17 protein-coding genes are annotated in these 15400 nt (G+C 64.2%); 13 read left to right on the top strand and 4 right to left on the bottom strand.

The window, feature by feature from the left end; translation table 11 throughout:
* The first annotated feature begins 176 nt into the window (after nucleotides 1–176).
* Nucleotides 177–1727, top strand: a complete 1551-nt coding sequence (locus ASF61_RS01145) for a sensor histidine kinase (protein ID WP_056150307.1) — start codon at nucleotides 177–179, stop codon at nucleotides 1725–1727.
* A 52-nt stretch (nucleotides 1728–1779) separates the two neighbouring features.
* Here the strand turns inward: ASF61_RS01145 and ASF61_RS01140 are convergent, their stop codons facing one another.
* Nucleotides 1780–2112 carry a hypothetical protein gene (locus ASF61_RS01140; protein ID WP_156369418.1) on the bottom strand — a complete coding sequence of 111 codons (333 nt, stop codon included), beginning with the start codon at nucleotides 2110–2112 and terminating at the stop codon, nucleotides 1780–1782.
* A gap of 265 nt (nucleotides 2113–2377) precedes the next feature.
* Between ASF61_RS01140 and ASF61_RS01135 the strand changes: the two genes are divergently transcribed.
* The 5 genes from ASF61_RS01135 (at nucleotide 2378) to ASF61_RS01115 (ending at nucleotide 7633) form a co-directional block, all read left to right on the top strand.
* Nucleotides 2378–3220: a ChaN family lipoprotein gene (locus ASF61_RS01135; RefSeq protein WP_056150303.1), complete on the top strand. Its 843-nt coding sequence runs from the start codon at nucleotides 2378–2380 to the stop codon at nucleotides 3218–3220.
* Nucleotides 3217–3543 (top strand): thioredoxin family protein, encoded by a 327-nt coding sequence (locus ASF61_RS01130; RefSeq protein WP_056150300.1) that lies wholly within the window; start codon nucleotides 3217–3219, stop codon nucleotides 3541–3543. Before ASF61_RS01135 ends, ASF61_RS01130 begins: the two co-directional genes overlap by 4 nt.
* Nucleotides 3544–3682: 139 nt before the next feature.
* Nucleotides 3683–4966 carry an MFS transporter gene (locus ASF61_RS01125; RefSeq protein WP_056150298.1) on the top strand — a complete coding sequence of 428 codons (1284 nt, stop codon included), beginning with the start codon at nucleotides 3683–3685 and terminating at the stop codon, nucleotides 4964–4966.
* A 156-nt stretch (nucleotides 4967–5122) separates the two neighbouring features.
* Nucleotides 5123–6526, top strand: coding sequence for an MFS transporter (locus ASF61_RS01120; protein WP_056150296.1), 1404 nt, complete (start codon nucleotides 5123–5125; stop codon nucleotides 6524–6526).
* Nucleotides 6527–6616: 90 nt separating this feature from the next.
* The gene (locus tag ASF61_RS01115; protein ID WP_056150294.1) at nucleotides 6617–7633 is read left to right on the top strand and encodes a LacI family DNA-binding transcriptional regulator; all 1017 of its coding nucleotides are present in this window, start codon (nucleotides 6617–6619) and stop codon (nucleotides 7631–7633) included.
* Between the two features lie 104 nt (nucleotides 7634–7737).
* Here ASF61_RS01115 and trmL read toward each other — a convergent pair whose 3' ends face one another.
* Both trmL and ASF61_RS01105 read right to left on the bottom strand, forming a co-directional pair.
* Nucleotides 7738–8208, bottom strand: coding sequence for a tRNA (uridine(34)/cytosine(34)/5-carboxymethylaminomethyluridine(34)-2'-O)-methyltransferase TrmL (gene trmL, locus ASF61_RS01110; RefSeq protein ID WP_056150292.1), 471 nt, complete (start codon nucleotides 8206–8208; stop codon nucleotides 7738–7740).
* A gap of 18 nt (nucleotides 8209–8226) precedes the next feature.
* Nucleotides 8227–8955, bottom strand: a complete 729-nt coding sequence (locus ASF61_RS01105; protein ID WP_056150290.1) for a ComF family protein — start codon at nucleotides 8953–8955, stop codon at nucleotides 8227–8229.
* A gap of 159 nt (nucleotides 8956–9114) precedes the next feature.
* Here ASF61_RS01105 and ASF61_RS01100 point away from each other — a divergent pair, with 159 nt between their 5' ends.
* From ASF61_RS01100 to ASF61_RS01075, 7 genes are all read left to right on the top strand, one after another.
* The gene (locus ASF61_RS01100; protein ID WP_056150288.1) at nucleotides 9115–10035 is read left to right on the top strand and encodes a methyltransferase domain-containing protein; all 921 of its coding nucleotides are present in this window, start codon (nucleotides 9115–9117) and stop codon (nucleotides 10033–10035) included.
* A 388-nt stretch (nucleotides 10036–10423) separates the two neighbouring features.
* Nucleotides 10424–11668, top strand: coding sequence for a cytochrome c oxidase subunit II (gene coxB / locus ASF61_RS01095; protein WP_056150286.1), 1245 nt, complete (start codon nucleotides 10424–10426; stop codon nucleotides 11666–11668).
* Between the two features lie 24 nt (nucleotides 11669–11692).
* A complete protein-coding gene (gene ctaD / locus ASF61_RS01090; RefSeq protein ID WP_056150284.1) occupies nucleotides 11693–13294 on the top strand; it encodes a cytochrome c oxidase subunit I in 1602 nt (533 codons plus the stop codon).
* Between the two features lie 10 nt (nucleotides 13295–13304).
* A complete protein-coding gene (locus ASF61_RS23835; RefSeq protein ID WP_229205664.1) occupies nucleotides 13305–13409 on the top strand; it encodes a cytochrome oxidase small assembly protein in 105 nt (34 codons plus the stop codon).
* A gap of 1 nt (nucleotide 13410) precedes the next feature.
* The gene (locus tag ASF61_RS01085; RefSeq protein WP_056150283.1) at nucleotides 13411–13965 is read left to right on the top strand and encodes a cytochrome c oxidase assembly protein; all 555 of its coding nucleotides are present in this window, start codon (nucleotides 13411–13413) and stop codon (nucleotides 13963–13965) included.
* 8 nt (nucleotides 13966–13973) lie between these two features.
* Complete coding sequence (locus tag ASF61_RS01080; protein WP_373994517.1) at nucleotides 13974–14174, top strand: DUF2970 domain-containing protein; 201 nt, start codon at nucleotides 13974–13976, stop codon at nucleotides 14172–14174.
* Between the two features lie 28 nt (nucleotides 14175–14202).
* Nucleotides 14203–15063 carry a cytochrome c oxidase subunit 3 gene (locus ASF61_RS01075; protein WP_056150279.1) on the top strand — a complete coding sequence of 287 codons (861 nt, stop codon included), beginning with the start codon at nucleotides 14203–14205 and terminating at the stop codon, nucleotides 15061–15063.
* Between the two features lie 121 nt (nucleotides 15064–15184).
* Here ASF61_RS01075 and ASF61_RS01070 read toward each other — a convergent pair whose 3' ends face one another.
* The gene (locus tag ASF61_RS01070) at nucleotides 15185–15385 is read right to left on the bottom strand and encodes a twin transmembrane helix small protein (RefSeq protein WP_056150276.1); all 201 of its coding nucleotides are present in this window, start codon (nucleotides 15383–15385) and stop codon (nucleotides 15185–15187) included.
* Between the last annotated feature and the right edge of the window lie 15 nt (nucleotides 15386–15400).

The raw sequence follows: 15400 nt of genomic DNA, 5'->3' as shown, positions 1-15400 counted from the left end.
GATGCGTTTTTGCCATATCCGTCACTGCGATCGATATTACCATTGAGAACGTCCGAAGTCTGCCACCGTCATCGAACGGCCCGGGAAAGCGGCGGCCAATCGTTTCTTGCCAAGTTTCATTGCTTACCTTACATTCAATACTGACCATCCAATCCAGCGTAAAGGGGGAGCGTGCAATGTTCGGGATCCAAGGCCGCCTGACGCTGCTGTTCGTGGTGATCGTCACCCTGGTGCTCGGGATCTCGGGCACTTATGCCCAGCACAGCCTGTCGCAGGAACTCGAGGCGGCCAGCCAGCGGCTGCGCCAGGGCGTGCTGGCGCGCCTGCAAACCAGTCTGCCGTCGGCCTTGTGGGACCTGGACAAGGCCAAGGTCGATAACATCGTCACTGCCGAGATGATGCCGCCCGAACTGGTCTCGATCCGCGTGTACGACACCTCGGTCGGCCTGTTCTCGGGCCGCTTGCGGCGCGCGGACGGTACGCTGGCGCCGATCACCACCGACGCTGCCGTGGGCGGTACGCCGGTGGTGGCCGACCTGTCCTACAGCGATGGCGGCGCTGCCGGCGCCGACCTCAAGCCGGTGATCGTGGGCCGGGTGGTGGTCAATTTCAGCCGCGCCCAGATCGAGGCCACGCTGGCGGCCGAAGTGCGGCGCAAGGTGATCGAGGTCCTGCTGCTCGATCTGATCCTGGTGGCAGCGCTGGCGCTGTCGCTGCGCATCGTGTTCGACCCGCTTAAGCGGCTGCGCGACGGCCTGGTGGATCTGGCCACCCGCAACAGCGACGAGGTCGAGGAACTGGCCGACAACCGCCGCGACGAGCTGGGCGATGTGATCCGCGGCTTCAACGCCATCCAGCGCAAGGTCAAGTCGAACATCGAGCGCATCCGCGACGCCGAGGAGCAGGCGCGCCAGGCGGCACTGGCCAAGGCCCGCGCGCTCGACGAGCTGCAGCTGGCGCAGGAATCGCTGCTCCAGGCCGAACGGCTGGCGTCGCTGGGCGGGCTGGTGGCCGGTGTCGCCCACGAAATCAATACCCCGGTCGGCATCGCGCTCACCAGCGCCTCGGTGCTGGTGGAAGCGACCGAGAAGGTCCAGGCGGCGGTGGCCCAGGGCCACGTCAAGAAGTCGGACATCACCGCCTACCTCGACACGGCGGCGGAAAGCACGCGGCTGATCATGAACAACGCCTACCGCGCGGCCCACCTGATCCACAGTTTCAAGCAGATCGCGGTGGACCAGGTGAGCGAGGCGCGGCGCCGCTTCGAGCTGCGCGACTATATCAACGAGGTGGTGTCGAGCCTGCAGCCCAGGCTCAAGAAAACCCGGATCACGGTCAGCATCGCCTGTCCGCCCGACCTGGTGCTCGACAGCTATCCCGGCGCGCTGGCCCAGGTGCTGACCAACCTGACGCTCAATTGCGTGGACCATGCGTTCGAGCCGGAACAGGAGGGACGCATCACGATCGGCGTGGCGCGCCAGGGCGACTGGCTGGAAATGCAGGTCAGCGACGACGGCAAGGGCATCGCCCCCGACATGATCGACAAGGTGTTCGACCCGTTCGTGACCACCCGGCGCGGCCAGGGCGGTACGGGCCTGGGACTCAACATCGTGTTCAACCTGATGGCCAAGCAGTTCGGCGGCGCCGTGACGGTGGCCAGCGTGCCGGGGCAGGGCGCCTGTTTCACGCTGCGCATGCCCTGCATCACGCCGGTCGCAGCAGCATAAAAAAATCCCGCACCAGGGCGGGATATGGGGCAAAACGGGGCGTCGCGACGGACTAGCGGTCGAAGCGCTCCGACGACCGGCGGCGCGAGGTCAGACCCAGCACCAGCAGGCCCAGCATGAACATCAGCGATGTTTCGAGCTCGGGCACGGGCAGCGGTGCTTCCTCGACCCTGGCGACCTTGGCTGCTGGTTGGTACGGCGCACTCTGGGCGGCGGTGGGGGCGGCGTCGCTGTGGGCGAGGCTGCCGCAGTCGGCGGTGTCGGGCGCGCAAGGGCTGAACGACGATGTTGCAAGCGCGTCAGGCGTAGCGGCGACCTCGGCAGAGGCAGCGCCCGCCAGACCCAGCGCAACGATGGCGGTGGCAAACAACGATAAAATTTTCACATGACACTCCTGAAACTGTACTGGGCGCAAGGTTTAACCAGCTTCTAATGAACTATTTCTATAATTCTTGCGCCAGATCGGGTTGGTAACTGACCGAACCGCTATTTAACCACAATTCATAACATATTGCTATGTTAGTTTATTTAATAGAAATTTATTATTGCAGCGCACCAACAGTGTGACATAAGCTGCAGAGTACGCAATGAATTACCGACATCAAATCAAACAATTACGAAAAACAGGCAGAAAAATTGTGAAAAACAGCATGCGGTTTTGGTGTGGCGGCGCCACACTTGCCACCCTCGCACTGTTGAACGGCTGTGCCGGCGGCGCCCAGCCCGGCGCGGTGTCTGCTGCCGCCGTGCCCGCGCCGGAAGTCCCGAACCCGCAGGTGCTGTTGCTGGGCGAGGTGCACGACAACCGCCAGGGGCACCGCCTGCGCTACGAGCTGCTGCGCCAGCGGGTCGAGGCGGGCTGGCGGCCGGCCATCGTCATGGAGCAGTTCGACCGTGAAAACCAGGATCTGCTCGACAAGGCGCAAAAAGGCTGCCTCGACGCGCAATGCGTGATCCAGGTCGTCAACGGGCCACGCTGGGACTGGCAGCTGTACTACCCGGTGATCCAGCTGGCGCTGACCTACCACCTGCCGCTGGTGGCGGGCAACCTGTCGCGCGCCGACGCCTCGCGTGTGGTGCGCGACGGCCTGAAAGCGGCGTTCGATGCGCAGGGCATCAAGGATTACCGGCTGGACCAGCCGCTGCCGGCCGACCTGCGCGCCGCCCAGCAGCGCCAGATCGCGGCCGGCCACTGCGGCATGTTGCCGGCAATGATGGTGGACGGCATGGTCGATGCGCAGCTGGCGCGCGATATCTGGATGGCCCGCATCATCCGCGAGCAGCGCCCGCGCGACGTGGTGCTGATCGCCGGCAACGGCCATGTGCGCACCGATATCGGAGTCGCGCGCTGGTTAAACCTGGTGCAGCCTATACTGACGGTGCGCGCCGAAGGCTACGTGGAGCCGGGCAATGATGCCGGCCGCTACGATCGAATTTATGCGCTGAGCACGCAGGAACGTCCCGACCCCTGCGCCAAATTCAGAAAAAAATGAAAACACTATACCAAGCCGAGGCGCCGCAGCGCGCCGACATCGACGCCATGGCGGGCGCCGTTCTGCTCGAGTTCGGCGCCAACTGGTGCGGGCACTGCCAGGCGGCGCAGGCGCCGCTGGCGCAGGCGTTTGCCGGCCATGAGCAACTGACCCATTACAAGGTCGAAGACGGCCCGGGCCGCCCGCTGGGCCGCTCGTTCCGCGTCAAGCTGTGGCCGACCATGATTTTCATCAAGGATGGGGTGGAAGTGGCGCGCGTGGTGCGCCCGCTCGATGCGGCCGAGATTGCGGACGGCTTGCAACAGATCGACCCGCGCAACTAGGTAGGCAACTAAGTGGCCAACTAAGTAGCCAACGAAGTAGCATCCCCGGTCAGCCCATAACTTCCTGGCAAGCTGCGACGCGCCTGTGTATGATGGACCGCACCGTCCTTCGTCCACTTACCCCGCAGGAGCTTTGCGCATGAGTCAGTCCCAACCGGCACGGACCAACAAGCCGGCCACCGTGCTGTTTGCCAGCCTGATCGGCACCACCATCGAATTCTTCGATTTCTATATCTACGCCACCGCAGCCGTGCTGGTGTTCCCCAAACTGTTCTTTCCCGCCGCCGACCCGGCGGCTGCCACCTTGCAGTCGCTGGCCACGTTTGCCATCGCCTTTTTTGCGCGCCCGGTGGGTTCGGCCGTGTTCGGCCACTTCGGCGACCGCGTCGGCCGCAAGGCCACGCTGGTGGCGGCGCTGCTGACCATGGGGCTGTCGACGGTGGTGATCGGCCTGCTGCCCACGTATGCGACCATCGGTACCTGGGCCCCGGCCCTGCTGGCGCTGTGCCGCTTCGGCCAGGGCCTGGGCCTGGGCGGCGAGTGGGGCGGCGCAGTGCTGCTGGCCACCGAGAATGCGCCGCCGGGCAAGCGCGCCTGGTATGGCATGTTTCCGCAGCTGGGTGCGCCGATCGGCTTCTTCCTCTCGGGCGGCATTTTCCTGCTGCTGACCGAGGTGCAGACCGACGCCGAATTCTTCGCCTACGGCTGGCGCATCCCGTTCCTGGCCAGCGCGCTGCTGGTCATCGTCGGCCTGTACGTGCGCCTGAAAATCCACGAGACGCCGGACTTCCAGAAAGTGCTGGAAAAGAACGAACGCGTGAAAGTGCCGGTGGTCACGGTGGTGCGCGACCACGGCCGCATGCTGGTGCTGGGCACCCTGATCGCGCTGGCGACCTTCGTGCTGTTCTACCTGATGACGGTGTTCGCGCTGAGCTGGGGCACCACGGCGCTGCAGTTCTCGCGCAAGGATTTCCTGATCCAGCAATTGTTTGCCGTGCTGTTCTTCGGCCTGACGATTCCGGTGGCAGCCGTCTGGGCCGACCGCCATGGCCGCGCCCGCACGCTGATCTGGGTGTCGGTGGCGATCGCCATCTTCGGGCTGGCGCTGGCGCCGCTGTTCGGCTCGGGCAGCAGCAGCCAGGTCACGGTGTTCCTGGCGCTGGGCCTGGGCTTGATGGGACTCACTTACGGTCCGCTCGGCACCATCCTGTCCGAGCTGTTCCCGGCCGAGGTGCGCTATACGGGCGCCTCGCTGACCTTCAATCTGGCCGGCATCCTGGGCGCCTCGCTGGCGCCCTATATCGCCACCTGGCTGGCCACCCATTACGGCCTGCAGTACGTCGGCTACTACCTGAGCGGGGCTGCGCTGATCAGCCTGGTCGCTCTGCTGCTGGCCCGTCCGACGCTGCCGGCAGCGGCATAGAAGCCGTCGTCTGCCGCGCCGCCACCATTTCACGGCCGCTGCCCGGCGGCCGGTGGTTTTTTCTTGCCTCACTAGTTTTATAGTTGTACGATGACGTATGACATGATTCCGTGGAGACCGGGATCATCACCACTCAAAACTATATAAAGTGATGCCATGAATCTGAGCGAGCCCGTCAACGCGCAATCAGTCGGCCAGGCCGTCGGTCAATACCGCTGGACCATCTGCGCCCTGTTGTTTTTTGCCACCACCATCAACTACCTCGACCGTCAGGTGCTCAGCCTGCTGGCGCCGGACCTGTCCAGGGAATTCGGCTGGAGCAATACCGATTACGCCAACATCGCCGCAGCCTTCCAGTTCGTGTACGCCGTGTCGATGCTGCTGGCCGGCCGCGTGGTCGACCGCATCGGCACCAAGGCGGCGTACATCACGGCGATCGTGATCTGGTCGCTGGGTGCGATCCTGCATGCGTTTGCCGTGCCCATGGGCGAAGGGATTGCCGTGGTGGCCGGCGCCTTCGGCCTGGTGGTGGTGCCGTCCATCGTCGGTTTCATGGTGTCGCGCGCGGTACTGGCGGTCGGCGAGGCCGGCAACTTCCCGGCTGCGATCAAGGCCACGGCCGAATATTTCCCCAAGAAGGAGCGGTCGTTCGCCACCGGCATTTTCAACTCGGGCGCCAATGTCGGCGCGGTGCTGGCGCCGATCAGCGTGCCATTGATCGCTGCCGTCTGGGGCTGGCAGTGGGCGTTCATCATCATCGGCGCCGTCGGCTTTTTCTGGATGGGCTTGTGGATCTGGTTGTACGACAAGCCGGAACAGCAGCCGCGCCTGTCGAAAGCCGAGCTGGCCTACATCCGCAGCGACCAGGTGGTCAGCACGGAAACCACCGAGCAGGCCAGCGCCGCTGCTGCCCGCAAGACGTCGTGGTTCCAGCTGCTGAAATACCCGCAAACCTGGGCTTTCGCCTTCGGCAAGTTCATGACCGACGGCGTCTGGTGGTTCTTCCTGTTTTGGCTGCCCACCTATCTGTCGGCCCAGTACGGCATGAAGGGCGACGCCATCGTCGTGCCGCTGGCCGTACTCTACAGTATGACCATGATCGGTTCGATCGGCGGCGGCTGGTTCCCCAGTTACTTCATGGCGCGCGGTTATGCGCCGTATGACGGCCGCATGAAGGCCATGCTGGTGATCGCCCTGTTCCCGCTGGTGGTGCTGCTGGCGCAACCGCTCGGTTCGATCAGCTTCTGGGTGCCGGTGCTGCTGATCGGGATCGGCGCCTCGGCCCACCAGGCCTGGTCGGCCAACATCTTCACCACCGTGTCGGACATGTTCCCGCAAAAGGCAGTGGCGTCGGTGGTCGGCATCGGCGGCATGGCCGGCGGCATCGGCGGCGTGCTGATGACCAAGCTGGGCGGCTGGGTATTCGATTACTACAAGTCGGTCAACGACATCTATACCGGCTACATGATCATGTTCGGCCTGTGCGCGGTAGCGTACCTGGTGGCGTGGACGGTCATGAAGCTGCTGGTGCCGCGTCACAAGGAGATTACCGATCTGTAACTCGATCTGTCACTTTTAGGGACTGGGCGCAGCCCTGGCGCGTGCTACCATCGTGGCCACCATCGATCACGCGCCCAGCTCCCGCCTGCAATGAAAAAAACCGTAGCAACCATCCGTGACGTGGCCGCCGCAGCCGGTGTGTCGACCGCCACCGTGTCGAAGTTCGTCAACGGCGCACAGCGGTTTTCCCCGGCGGTCGAGGCCACCATCCGGGACGTGATCGCCAGGCTCGGCTACCGCTCCAACCCGCTGGCGCAATCGATGATCACGGGCCGCACGCGCAGCATCGGCCTGTCCATCCTCGACATCAACAATCCCCATTTCACCAGCATCGTCAAGGGCGCCAACCGGGTGGCGCTGGCGCACAACTACACCTTGCTGCTGGTCGATACCGAAGAAAACGCCGACCGCGAACGGCCGCTGATCGAAGCGCTGAGCCGCCGCGTGGACGGCCTGATCCTGTTCTCGCGCATGCTCGAGGCCGAGATGGACTGGGTGATGGACCTGGGCAAGCCGCTGGTCTATTTCGGCCGGCCCAAGCGCCTGCCGCTGCAGTCGGTCAACAGCGACGATGCGCGCGGCGCCGCCATGCTGGTGCGCCACCTGCTCTCGCTCGGACACCGGCGGTTTGCCTACCTGCGGTTTGCGCGCGCGCGGCGCGACCACGACCGGCTCGACGCCATCCGCGCCTGCCTGGCCGGACAGGATCTGGCGCTGACGGTCTACGAGGGCAATACGCCGACCTCGGCCGAGGGCGAGCGCGTGTGCTCGGCGATCCTGCTGGGCGACCAGCCGCCCGATGCGCTGATCTGCTACAACGACCTGATGGCGCTCGGCTTCATGAAGGCGGCGCAAAGCCTGGGCTTTAGCTTGCCCGACGACCTGTCGGTGGCGGCGTTCGACAATATCGCCTACGGCCAGTACACATCGCCGGCGCTGACCACGGTCGACATGCAGAGCGAACGGATGGGGGCCGTGGCCATGGAAAAACTGATTGCGGCCATCGACGGCAAGCCCGAGCCCGACAACGGTGTGATCGAGCCGCAGTTGATTTTGCGCGCCTCCACCGCCCGCCGAACGGCCGAGCGCCTGACGAAGCCTTCATAGCGGCGTTGCAGCGCCTCGCCGTACTGACGTACTGTCTTCGTCGCTGCGCCTTGCTCTGAAGGTTCGTCAGGCGCTCCGTTTTGACGACCTCGGTAGATACCGGTCTATGCGCCGCCGGCGTAGCCGTTCTGGCGCCAGGCTTCGAAGACGACGACCGCCACCGTGTTCGACAGGTTGAGGCTGCGGTTGTCGGGGCGCATCGGCAGGCGGATGCGTTGCGCTGGCGGGAAGTTGTTGCGCAGGGCCGGGGGCAGGCCGGCCGTTTCCGAGCCAAACACGAACACGTCGCCGGGCCGGAAGCTGGCGTCGGCGAACGGCGACGAGCCGTGCGTGGTCATCGCGAACATGCGCGACGGATCCGGCTGCAGGTCGGCGCAGAATGCCTGCCAGTCGGCATGCACTTTCATTTTCGCGTACTCGTGGTAGTCAAGACCGGCGCGCTTGAGCTTGGAATCCTCGAGCGGAAAACCGAGCGGTTCGATCAGGTGCAGCTGGGCGCCGGTGTTGGCGCACAGGCGGATGACATTGCCGGTATTGGGCGGAATTTCGGGGTGGACCAGTACTACGTGAAACACTACGTTCTCCTAGAATAATCAATGGGGCGGGGTGCGCGCGAACACGAAATTGCTGACGCGCGCCGCGCCGTGGCGCTTGAGCACGGCCGCCATTTCGTCGAGCGTACCGCCGCTGGTCATCACGTCGTCCACCACGCCGACATGGCGCCCGCGCACCAGCGCCGGCTCGGCAAGCGCAAAGGCGCCGGCGATATTGGCGCGCCGGTGCGCGGGCGCCACGCTGCTTTGCGCTGCCGTCTCGCGGATGCGCGCTACCAGCCTCGCATGCAGCGTCACACCCAGGCTGCGCGCCAGCGGCCGGGCAATTTCCAGCGCCTGGTTGTAGCCGCGCTGGGCCAGCCTGCGCGGACCCAGCGGCACCGGGCACAGCAGGTCGGGCAGGGCGGCGGCACAGTCCACGTCCCGCTGCACCGCTGCCGCCAGTTGTCGCGCCATCAGCGCCGCCAGCGCCAGCCGGTGGCCGAACTTCAGTTGCAGCACCAGCTGGTCGAGCGGCAACGCATAGTCGCAGGCGACCACGGTATGGTCGAACGCGGGCCGCGAAACGATGCAGTGGCCGCACCACGCGGCGCCGGTTGCGACCGGATTGGCGCAACATCGACAGCGCGGACTGCGCGCTGCCAGGGCCGCACCGAAGAACTGGTCCGCGCACGCCGCACACAGGGTCTCGTCGCTGACGGCGCCGCACAGCGCGCACGTGGTGGGCAACAGCAGGTGCAGCACACGCCGGAACAGCTTGCCATTCATGCCATGCTTCCCATCAAAACGCGGCCTGCGGCGGCCAGCCCGGCGCCAACCATGTACACTGCCGACATTATCGCATCAACCTGCGGCCAGCGGCCGTCATCCCCGCCTGCCCGGACATGACGCGCCGACCTCGTGGCTGCCTCCAACTGCCAACCATATATGCAAGTGCCTGCCAATCCGCCCAAGCTCAGCGCCCCGATTGATCTCGATCATGTGCGTACCCTGTTTTCCGATCCTGCCCGCACGCGCGGCGCCGATTTTCTGCGCCGCGAGATCGCCGCGCGCATGGTGGACCGGCTGGAGCTGGTGAAAATCACGCCCGCGCGCGTGCTTGACGCCGGCTGCGGCGAAGGCGCCGATCTCGCTGTGTTGCAAAAAATGTACGCGGCAGCGCAGCTGCTCGGCGTCGATGCGGCCGAGGCGCCGCTGCGCGCCGTGCGCAGCCACGGCGCCCGGCAGTCGTCGCTGAACCAGCTGCTGTCGCGCCTACTGCCGGCGAAAGCCGGCATCGACCTGCTGTGCGGCGATTTCGCCGATTTGCCACTGGCGCCGAACTCGATCGATCTGGTGTGGTCCAACCTGGCGTTGCACTGGCATCCGCAGCCGGACCGCGTGTTTGCCGAATGGCGCCGTGTCCTGCGCGTCAACAGCCTGCTGATGTTTTCCTGTTTCGGCCCCGACACCCTGCGCGAACTGCGCACGGCGTTTGCCGAGGCCGACCTGGCGCCGCACGTGCTGCCGTTCGTCGACATGCACGACTTTGGCGACCAGCTGGTGGACGCCGGCTTTGCCACCCCGGTGCTGGACATGGAGGTAATCACCGTCACCTACGATACGGCCCAGGCCTTGCTGGCCGACGTGCGGGCGCTGGGCGGCAATCCGCTCGGCACGCGCCGCCAGGGGCTGATGGGCAAGCAGGCCTGGCAGCGCATGCTGGCCGCGCTCGAGCGTCAGCGCCGGCCCGACGGCAAGCTGGCGCTGACGTTCGAGGTGATCTACGGCCATGCATTCCGGCCGGCGCCGCGCACCACGGCCCAGGGCGAGGCGATCATCCGCTTCGACCTGCCACGCAAGAAATAAAGGTCGACATCGGGCCGCCATAACGCGATCGTGCCCCGGATGCAAGCAAAATGCGCACGGGGGATCACGGAGTTGCAAAATCGTTTATTTGTTGATGTGCGTGGTTTTTGTTCTATATAATCAATAACCAACTTTGTCACCAGTTCATGGACAAAGCCGCTATCCGGGCACCAAAACGCAATGAAACGAAGCGAGCAGTTGATTTAAGCAGCATCAGGCTTTTGTATTGTTCTCTGGCAGCACGCTGTGATGTAGGGGATGGAGACAAAGGCTTCAGTGCCCCGGCGTGTGCGATGGGGCCTGAAGTTGTTTAAGAAACGACGCGGGTTTGGTTCGCCGGAATCCAGGTCGTTACAAAAAAATTACACTTGGGTTTGTTGGGGAAAACATGACACTTGCGAAGCGACTTACATCGTTCACGCGCGGCGTGACGGTGATGGCAGCCACGATTTCAGCTGCGATGGCAGCCGGCGCGGCGAGGGCAGCGGACACCGCCGCCACTGCCGGCACCTACGGCCCGGCCACCGGCGGCACCGGCGGCCCGATCGACAAACAGCTGAACCTGCAACCGCCCGCCACCCGCATCGCCACCGAGGTCTACGACCTGCACACGTGGATGATGATCGTCTGCCTGGTGATCTTCGTCGCCGTGTTCGGCGTGATGTTCTACTCGATCTTCAAGCACCGCAAATCGCTCGGCCACAAGCCGGCCACCTTCCACGAATCGACGGCCGTCGAAATCGCCTGGACCGTGGTGCCGTTCCTGATCGTGATCGGCATGGCGCTGCCCGCCACCCGCACCGTGGTCGGCATGAAAGACACGAGCAACGCCGACATCACGATCAAGGTCACCGGCATGCAATGGAAGTGGGGCTACGACTACCTGAGCGGCGAGGGCAGCGGCATCTCCTTCCTCTCCAACCTGGCCACACCGCGCGCGCAGGTGGGCGCGCCCGGCTTCGCGCCGACCGAGCAGCGCGGCGACCATTACCTGATGGAAGTGGACCAAGAGCTGGTGGTGCCGGTCCACAAGAAAATCCGCATCGTCACCACTGCTGCCGACGTCATCCACTCGTGGTCGATTCCCGCCTTCGCCGTCAAGCAGGACGCGATTCCCGGCTTCGTGCGCGACACCTGGTTCAAGGCCGAGCACACCGGCACCTACCGCGGCTACTGCTCCGAGCTGTGCGGCAAGGAGCACGCATTCATGCCGATCGTGGTGCGCGTGGTCAGCGACGCCGACTACACGGCCTGGGTCGGCGGCAAGAAAAAAGAGATGGCGGCGCTGGCCGACGATCCGAACAAGACCTTCACCATCGACGAGCTGAAAACGCGCGGCGAAAAGGTCTACACCACCAACTGCGTGGTCTGCCACCAGGCCAACGGCAAGGGCGTGCCCAACGCGTTTGCCTCGCTCGACGGTTCGCCCGTGGTCAACGGCGACAAGGCCGGACAGATCCACGTGCTGCTCAACGGCCAGAAGAGCGGCAAATACCCGGCCGAAATGCCGTCATGGAAACAGCTGTCCGATACCGACATTGCGGCCGTGATCACGTACACGCGCAACAGCTGGTCGAACAAGCCAGAACAAAACATCGTCCAACCGGCCGAAATCGTGGCTGCGCGTAAATAATCCAGCAGGACAGCAGGAGACACCATGAGCACTAGCACCATCGACCACGGTCATGCGCATGACCACGCCCACGATCACGCCCACGACCATCCGACCGGCCTCAAGCGCTGGCTGTTCGCCACCAACCACAAAGATATCGGCACCCTGTACCTGTGGTTCTCGTTCGTCATGCTGCTGTCGGGCGGGGTGCTGGCGCTGCTGATCCGCAGCGAGCTGTTCCACCCCGGCCTGCAATTCTTCCAGCCCGAATTCTTCAACCAGCTCACCACCATGCACGGCCTGGTGATGGTGTTCGGCGCCATCATGCCGGCCTTCGTCGGCTTCGCCAACTGGATGATCCCGCTGCAGATCGGCGCTTCCGACATGGCGTTCGCGCGCATGAACAACTTCTCGTTCTGGCTGCTGCCGCCGGCCGCGCTGCTGCTGGCCACGTCGTTCCTGGTGCCGGGCGGCGCCACCGCCGCCGGCTGGACCCTGTATGCGCCGCTGTCCACCCAGATGGGGCCGGGCATGGACATGGCCATCTTCGCCATGCACCTGATGGGCGCCTCGTCGATCATGGGCTCGATCAACATCATCGTCACCATCCTCAATATGCGCGCACCCGGCATGACGCTGATGAAGATGCCGATGTTCTGCTGGACCTGGCTGATCACGGCCTACCTGCTGATCCTGGTGATGCCGGTGCTGGCCGGCGCCATCACCATGACCCTGACCGACCGTCATTTCGGCACCACCTTCTTCAACGCCGCCGCCGGTGGCGACCCGGTGATGTACCAGCACATCTTCTGGTTCTTCGGCCACCCCGAGGTCTACATCATGATCCTGCCGGCGTTCGGCATCGTCTCACAGATCCTGCCGGCCTTTGCCCGCAAGCAGCTGTTCGGCTACGCCTCGATGGTGTACGCCACCGCGTCGATCGCCATCCTGTCGTTCATCGTCTGGGCCCACCACATGTTTACCACCGGCATGCCGGTGACGTCGCAGCTGTTCTTCATGTACGCCACCATGCTGATCGCGGTGCCGACCGGCGTGAAGGTGTTCAACTGGATCGCCACCATGTGGAAGGGCTCGATGACCTTCGAGACGCCGATGCTATTTACGGTCGGCTTCATTTTCGTGTTCACGATCGGCGGCTTCACCGGCCTGATCCTGGCGGTGACGCCGATCGACATCCAGCTTCAGGACACGTATTACGTGGTGGCGCACTTCCATTACGTGCTGGTGGCCGGCTCGCTGTTCGCCCTGTTTGCCGGCTTTTACTACTGGTCGCCCAAGTGGACCGGCCATATGTACAACGAAACCATGGGCAAGGCCCACTTCTGGCTGTCGCTGATCTCGTTCAACGTCACCTTCTTCCCGATGCACTTCCTGGGCCTGGCCGGCATGCCGCGCCGCTATGCCGATTACTCGGCGCAGTTCACCGACTTCAACATGATCGCCACCATCGGCGCCTTCGGCTTCGGCCTGTCGCAGGTATTCTTCCTGTTCGGCGTGGTGATTCCGACCATCCGCGGCGGCAAGAAAGCCGAGGCCAAGCCATGGGAGGGCGCGGAAGGGCTCGAATGGACCGTGCCGTCGCCGGCGCCGTTCCACACGTTCGAAACGCCGCCGCAGTTCAAATAGGCCCGCTGCCATGAGCGCAAAAAAACCCGAGAACACGCGGCTGGCCCTGCTGCTGGCTGGCCTGGCCGTGCTGTTCTTCCTGTCCGTGTTCGTCAAGCGCATCTGGCTGAGCTGACATGAGCACACACGGCGCCTCCGGACTGAACCGCACCATGCTGTCCAAGCTGCTGGTGACGGCCGTGGTGATGTTCGGTTTCGCCTATGCGCTGAACCCGTTCTACCGCCAGATCTGCGAAGCGCTGGGGCTGAACGTGCTCACGCAAAAGGACGGCACGGTTGCCTACGACAAGAACACGCAGGTCGATGCGACCCGCACCATCACCATCGAGTTCGACGCCAACAGCCAGGGGCCGTACCGGTTCCGGCCCACGGTGGCCTCGATGACCGTGCATCCGGGCCAGCTGGCCAGCGTCACCTACGAGGTGGTCAACCGCCTGAACCGCGACGTGGCCGCGCAGGCGATCCCGAGTTACGCGCCGCAGAACGCCATGCAGCATTTTAAGAAGGTCGAGTGCTTCTGCTTCCGCCAGCAAGCCCTGAAACCGAACGAGGCGCGGCAGATGCCGGTGATGTTCTACATCGACCCCAAGCTGCCGCGCGACGTGAAAACCATCACCTTGTCGTACACGTTCTTTGAAGTGGGCGGCCTGGACAAGACGGCGGCGCGGTGATGGATGAAATGAACCACAAGCCGCCGGCGTCGTTTCTGTACTCGTTGAAAGCGGTGCTGTGGTCGTTTTTCGGACTGCGCCGCAAACGTGATTTCGACCACGATGACGCGCGGCTCAACCCGGTGCACATCGTGATTGCGGCGCTGATCGCCGTGGCCCTGTTCATCGGGCTGCTGATCCTGGCCGTGCAGTGGGCGGTAGCGAAATAGTCCTGACAAAAATGACAAGGAGATCGAGATGAGCGCACACAACACCGCAGCACCGTACTACTTCGTGCCCGGGCCGTCGCGCTGGCCGCTGCTGGCGGGCATCGCGCTGCTGGTGACCATGGCCGGCGCCTCGGCCTGGGTCAACGATGTGGCCTGGGGCATGCCGGCCAACCTGCTGGGTCTGGCCGGTCTTATCGCCGTGCTGTACTGCTGGTTCGGCGACGCCATTGGCGAGTCCGAGGGCGGCTTGTACAGCCAGCGCATCGACTATTCGTTCCGCTGGTCGATGGCATGGTTCATCGTCTCGGAAGTGATGTTCTTCGGCGCCTTTTTCGGTGCGCTGTTCTATGCGCGCGTGATCTCGATGCCCTGGCTCGGCGACATCGACCATAAATTCATCTGGCCCGACTTTGCCGCGCACTGGGGCGGCGCCAGCCCGGCCGGCACGGTCGATGAATTCCGCACCATGGGGCCGTTCCCCATCCCCACCATCAATACCGCCTTGCTGCTGACGTCCGGCGTCACGCTCACCATCGCCCACCACGCGCTGCGCGCCGGCCACCGGGCGCAGACGGCAATCTGGCTGTTTGCCACCATCGTGCTCGGCGCCACCTTCATGGGCTTCCAGGCCTACGAGTACATCCATGCTTACACCGAGCTCAACCTCAAGCTGACGTCCGGCATCTACGGCTCGACCTTCTTCATGCTGACCGGTTTCCACGGCTTCCACGTGACGATGGGCGCGATCATGCTGTCGGTGGTGCTGTACCGGGTGCTCAAGGGACATTTCACACCGGACCACCACTTCGCCTTCGAGGGCGCGGCCTGGTACTGGCACTTCGTCGACGTGGTGTGGCTGGGCCTGTACGTGGTGATCTACTGGCTGTAATCGCGGGCCGCCCGCCAGGCCCGGACAACGGCGCTATAATGCTCACGGCCGCACGCGGAATGTCCGGTGCGGCCGTTTTGTTGTAGATTCGTTGCAGCGTCGTTGCAGATTCGTTGCAGTGTCAGCGCAGCCCGGTAGGCTGAATATAGCCGAGCTTGTAGGCCACGAGGATCATCACGAACAGGGCGATCGACAGGCCCACCCGCACCGCCAGCGCGCGCACCGTGTTGTTGCTCTTGCCCTTGTCGCGCATGAGGAAAAACAGCGCGGCGCCGAGGCTGCCGATGATCAGGACAAACGCGATGGCGACGACAATTTTCATGACAGGGCCGCGAGA

The sequence above is a fragment of the Duganella sp. Leaf126 genome, from assembly GCF_001423125.1.
GTDB lineage: Bacteria > Pseudomonadota > Gammaproteobacteria > Burkholderiales > Burkholderiaceae_D > Rugamonas.
The sequence above is the reverse complement of the archived record's forward strand: the minus strand, read 5'-3'. Positions and strand labels throughout refer to the sequence as shown.

What these genes read in the sequence shown, in the direction of transcription:
- ASF61_RS01145 (WP_056150307.1), top strand. Translation starts at nt 177, where the DNA reads ATGTTCGGGATCCAAGGCCGCCTGACGCTGCTGTTCGTGGTGATCGTC.
- ASF61_RS01135 (WP_056150303.1), top strand. Translation starts at nt 2,378, where the DNA reads ATGCGGTTTTGGTGTGGCGGCGCCACACTTGCCACCCTCGCACTGTTG.
- ASF61_RS01130 (WP_056150300.1), top strand. Translation starts at nt 3,217, where the DNA reads ATGAAAACACTATACCAAGCCGAGGCGCCGCAGCGCGCCGACATCGAC.
- ASF61_RS01125 (WP_056150298.1), top strand. Translation starts at nt 3,683, where the DNA reads ATGAGTCAGTCCCAACCGGCACGGACCAACAAGCCGGCCACCGTGCTG.
- ASF61_RS01120 (WP_056150296.1), top strand. Translation starts at nt 5,123, where the DNA reads ATGAATCTGAGCGAGCCCGTCAACGCGCAATCAGTCGGCCAGGCCGTC.
- ASF61_RS01115 (WP_056150294.1), top strand. Translation starts at nt 6,617, where the DNA reads ATGAAAAAAACCGTAGCAACCATCCGTGACGTGGCCGCCGCAGCCGGT.
- ASF61_RS01105 (WP_056150290.1), bottom strand. Translation starts at nt 8,955, where the DNA reads ATGAATGGCAAGCTGTTCCGGCGTGTGCTGCACCTGCTGTTGCCCACC.
- ASF61_RS01100 (WP_056150288.1), top strand. Translation starts at nt 9,115, where the DNA reads ATGCAAGTGCCTGCCAATCCGCCCAAGCTCAGCGCCCCGATTGATCTC.
- coxB (WP_056150286.1), top strand. Translation starts at nt 10,424, where the DNA reads ATGACACTTGCGAAGCGACTTACATCGTTCACGCGCGGCGTGACGGTG.
- ctaD (WP_056150284.1), top strand. Translation starts at nt 11,693, where the DNA reads ATGAGCACTAGCACCATCGACCACGGTCATGCGCATGACCACGCCCAC.
- ASF61_RS23835 (WP_229205664.1), top strand. Translation starts at nt 13,305, where the DNA reads ATGAGCGCAAAAAAACCCGAGAACACGCGGCTGGCCCTGCTGCTGGCT.
- ASF61_RS01085 (WP_056150283.1), top strand. Translation starts at nt 13,411, where the DNA reads ATGAGCACACACGGCGCCTCCGGACTGAACCGCACCATGCTGTCCAAG.
- ASF61_RS01080 (WP_373994517.1), top strand. Translation starts at nt 13,974, where the DNA reads ATGAACCACAAGCCGCCGGCGTCGTTTCTGTACTCGTTGAAAGCGGTG.
- ASF61_RS01075 (WP_056150279.1), top strand. Translation starts at nt 14,203, where the DNA reads ATGAGCGCACACAACACCGCAGCACCGTACTACTTCGTGCCCGGGCCG.
- ASF61_RS01070 (WP_056150276.1), bottom strand. Translation starts at nt 15,385, where the DNA reads ATGAAAATTGTCGTCGCCATCGCGTTTGTCCTGATCATCGGCAGCCTC.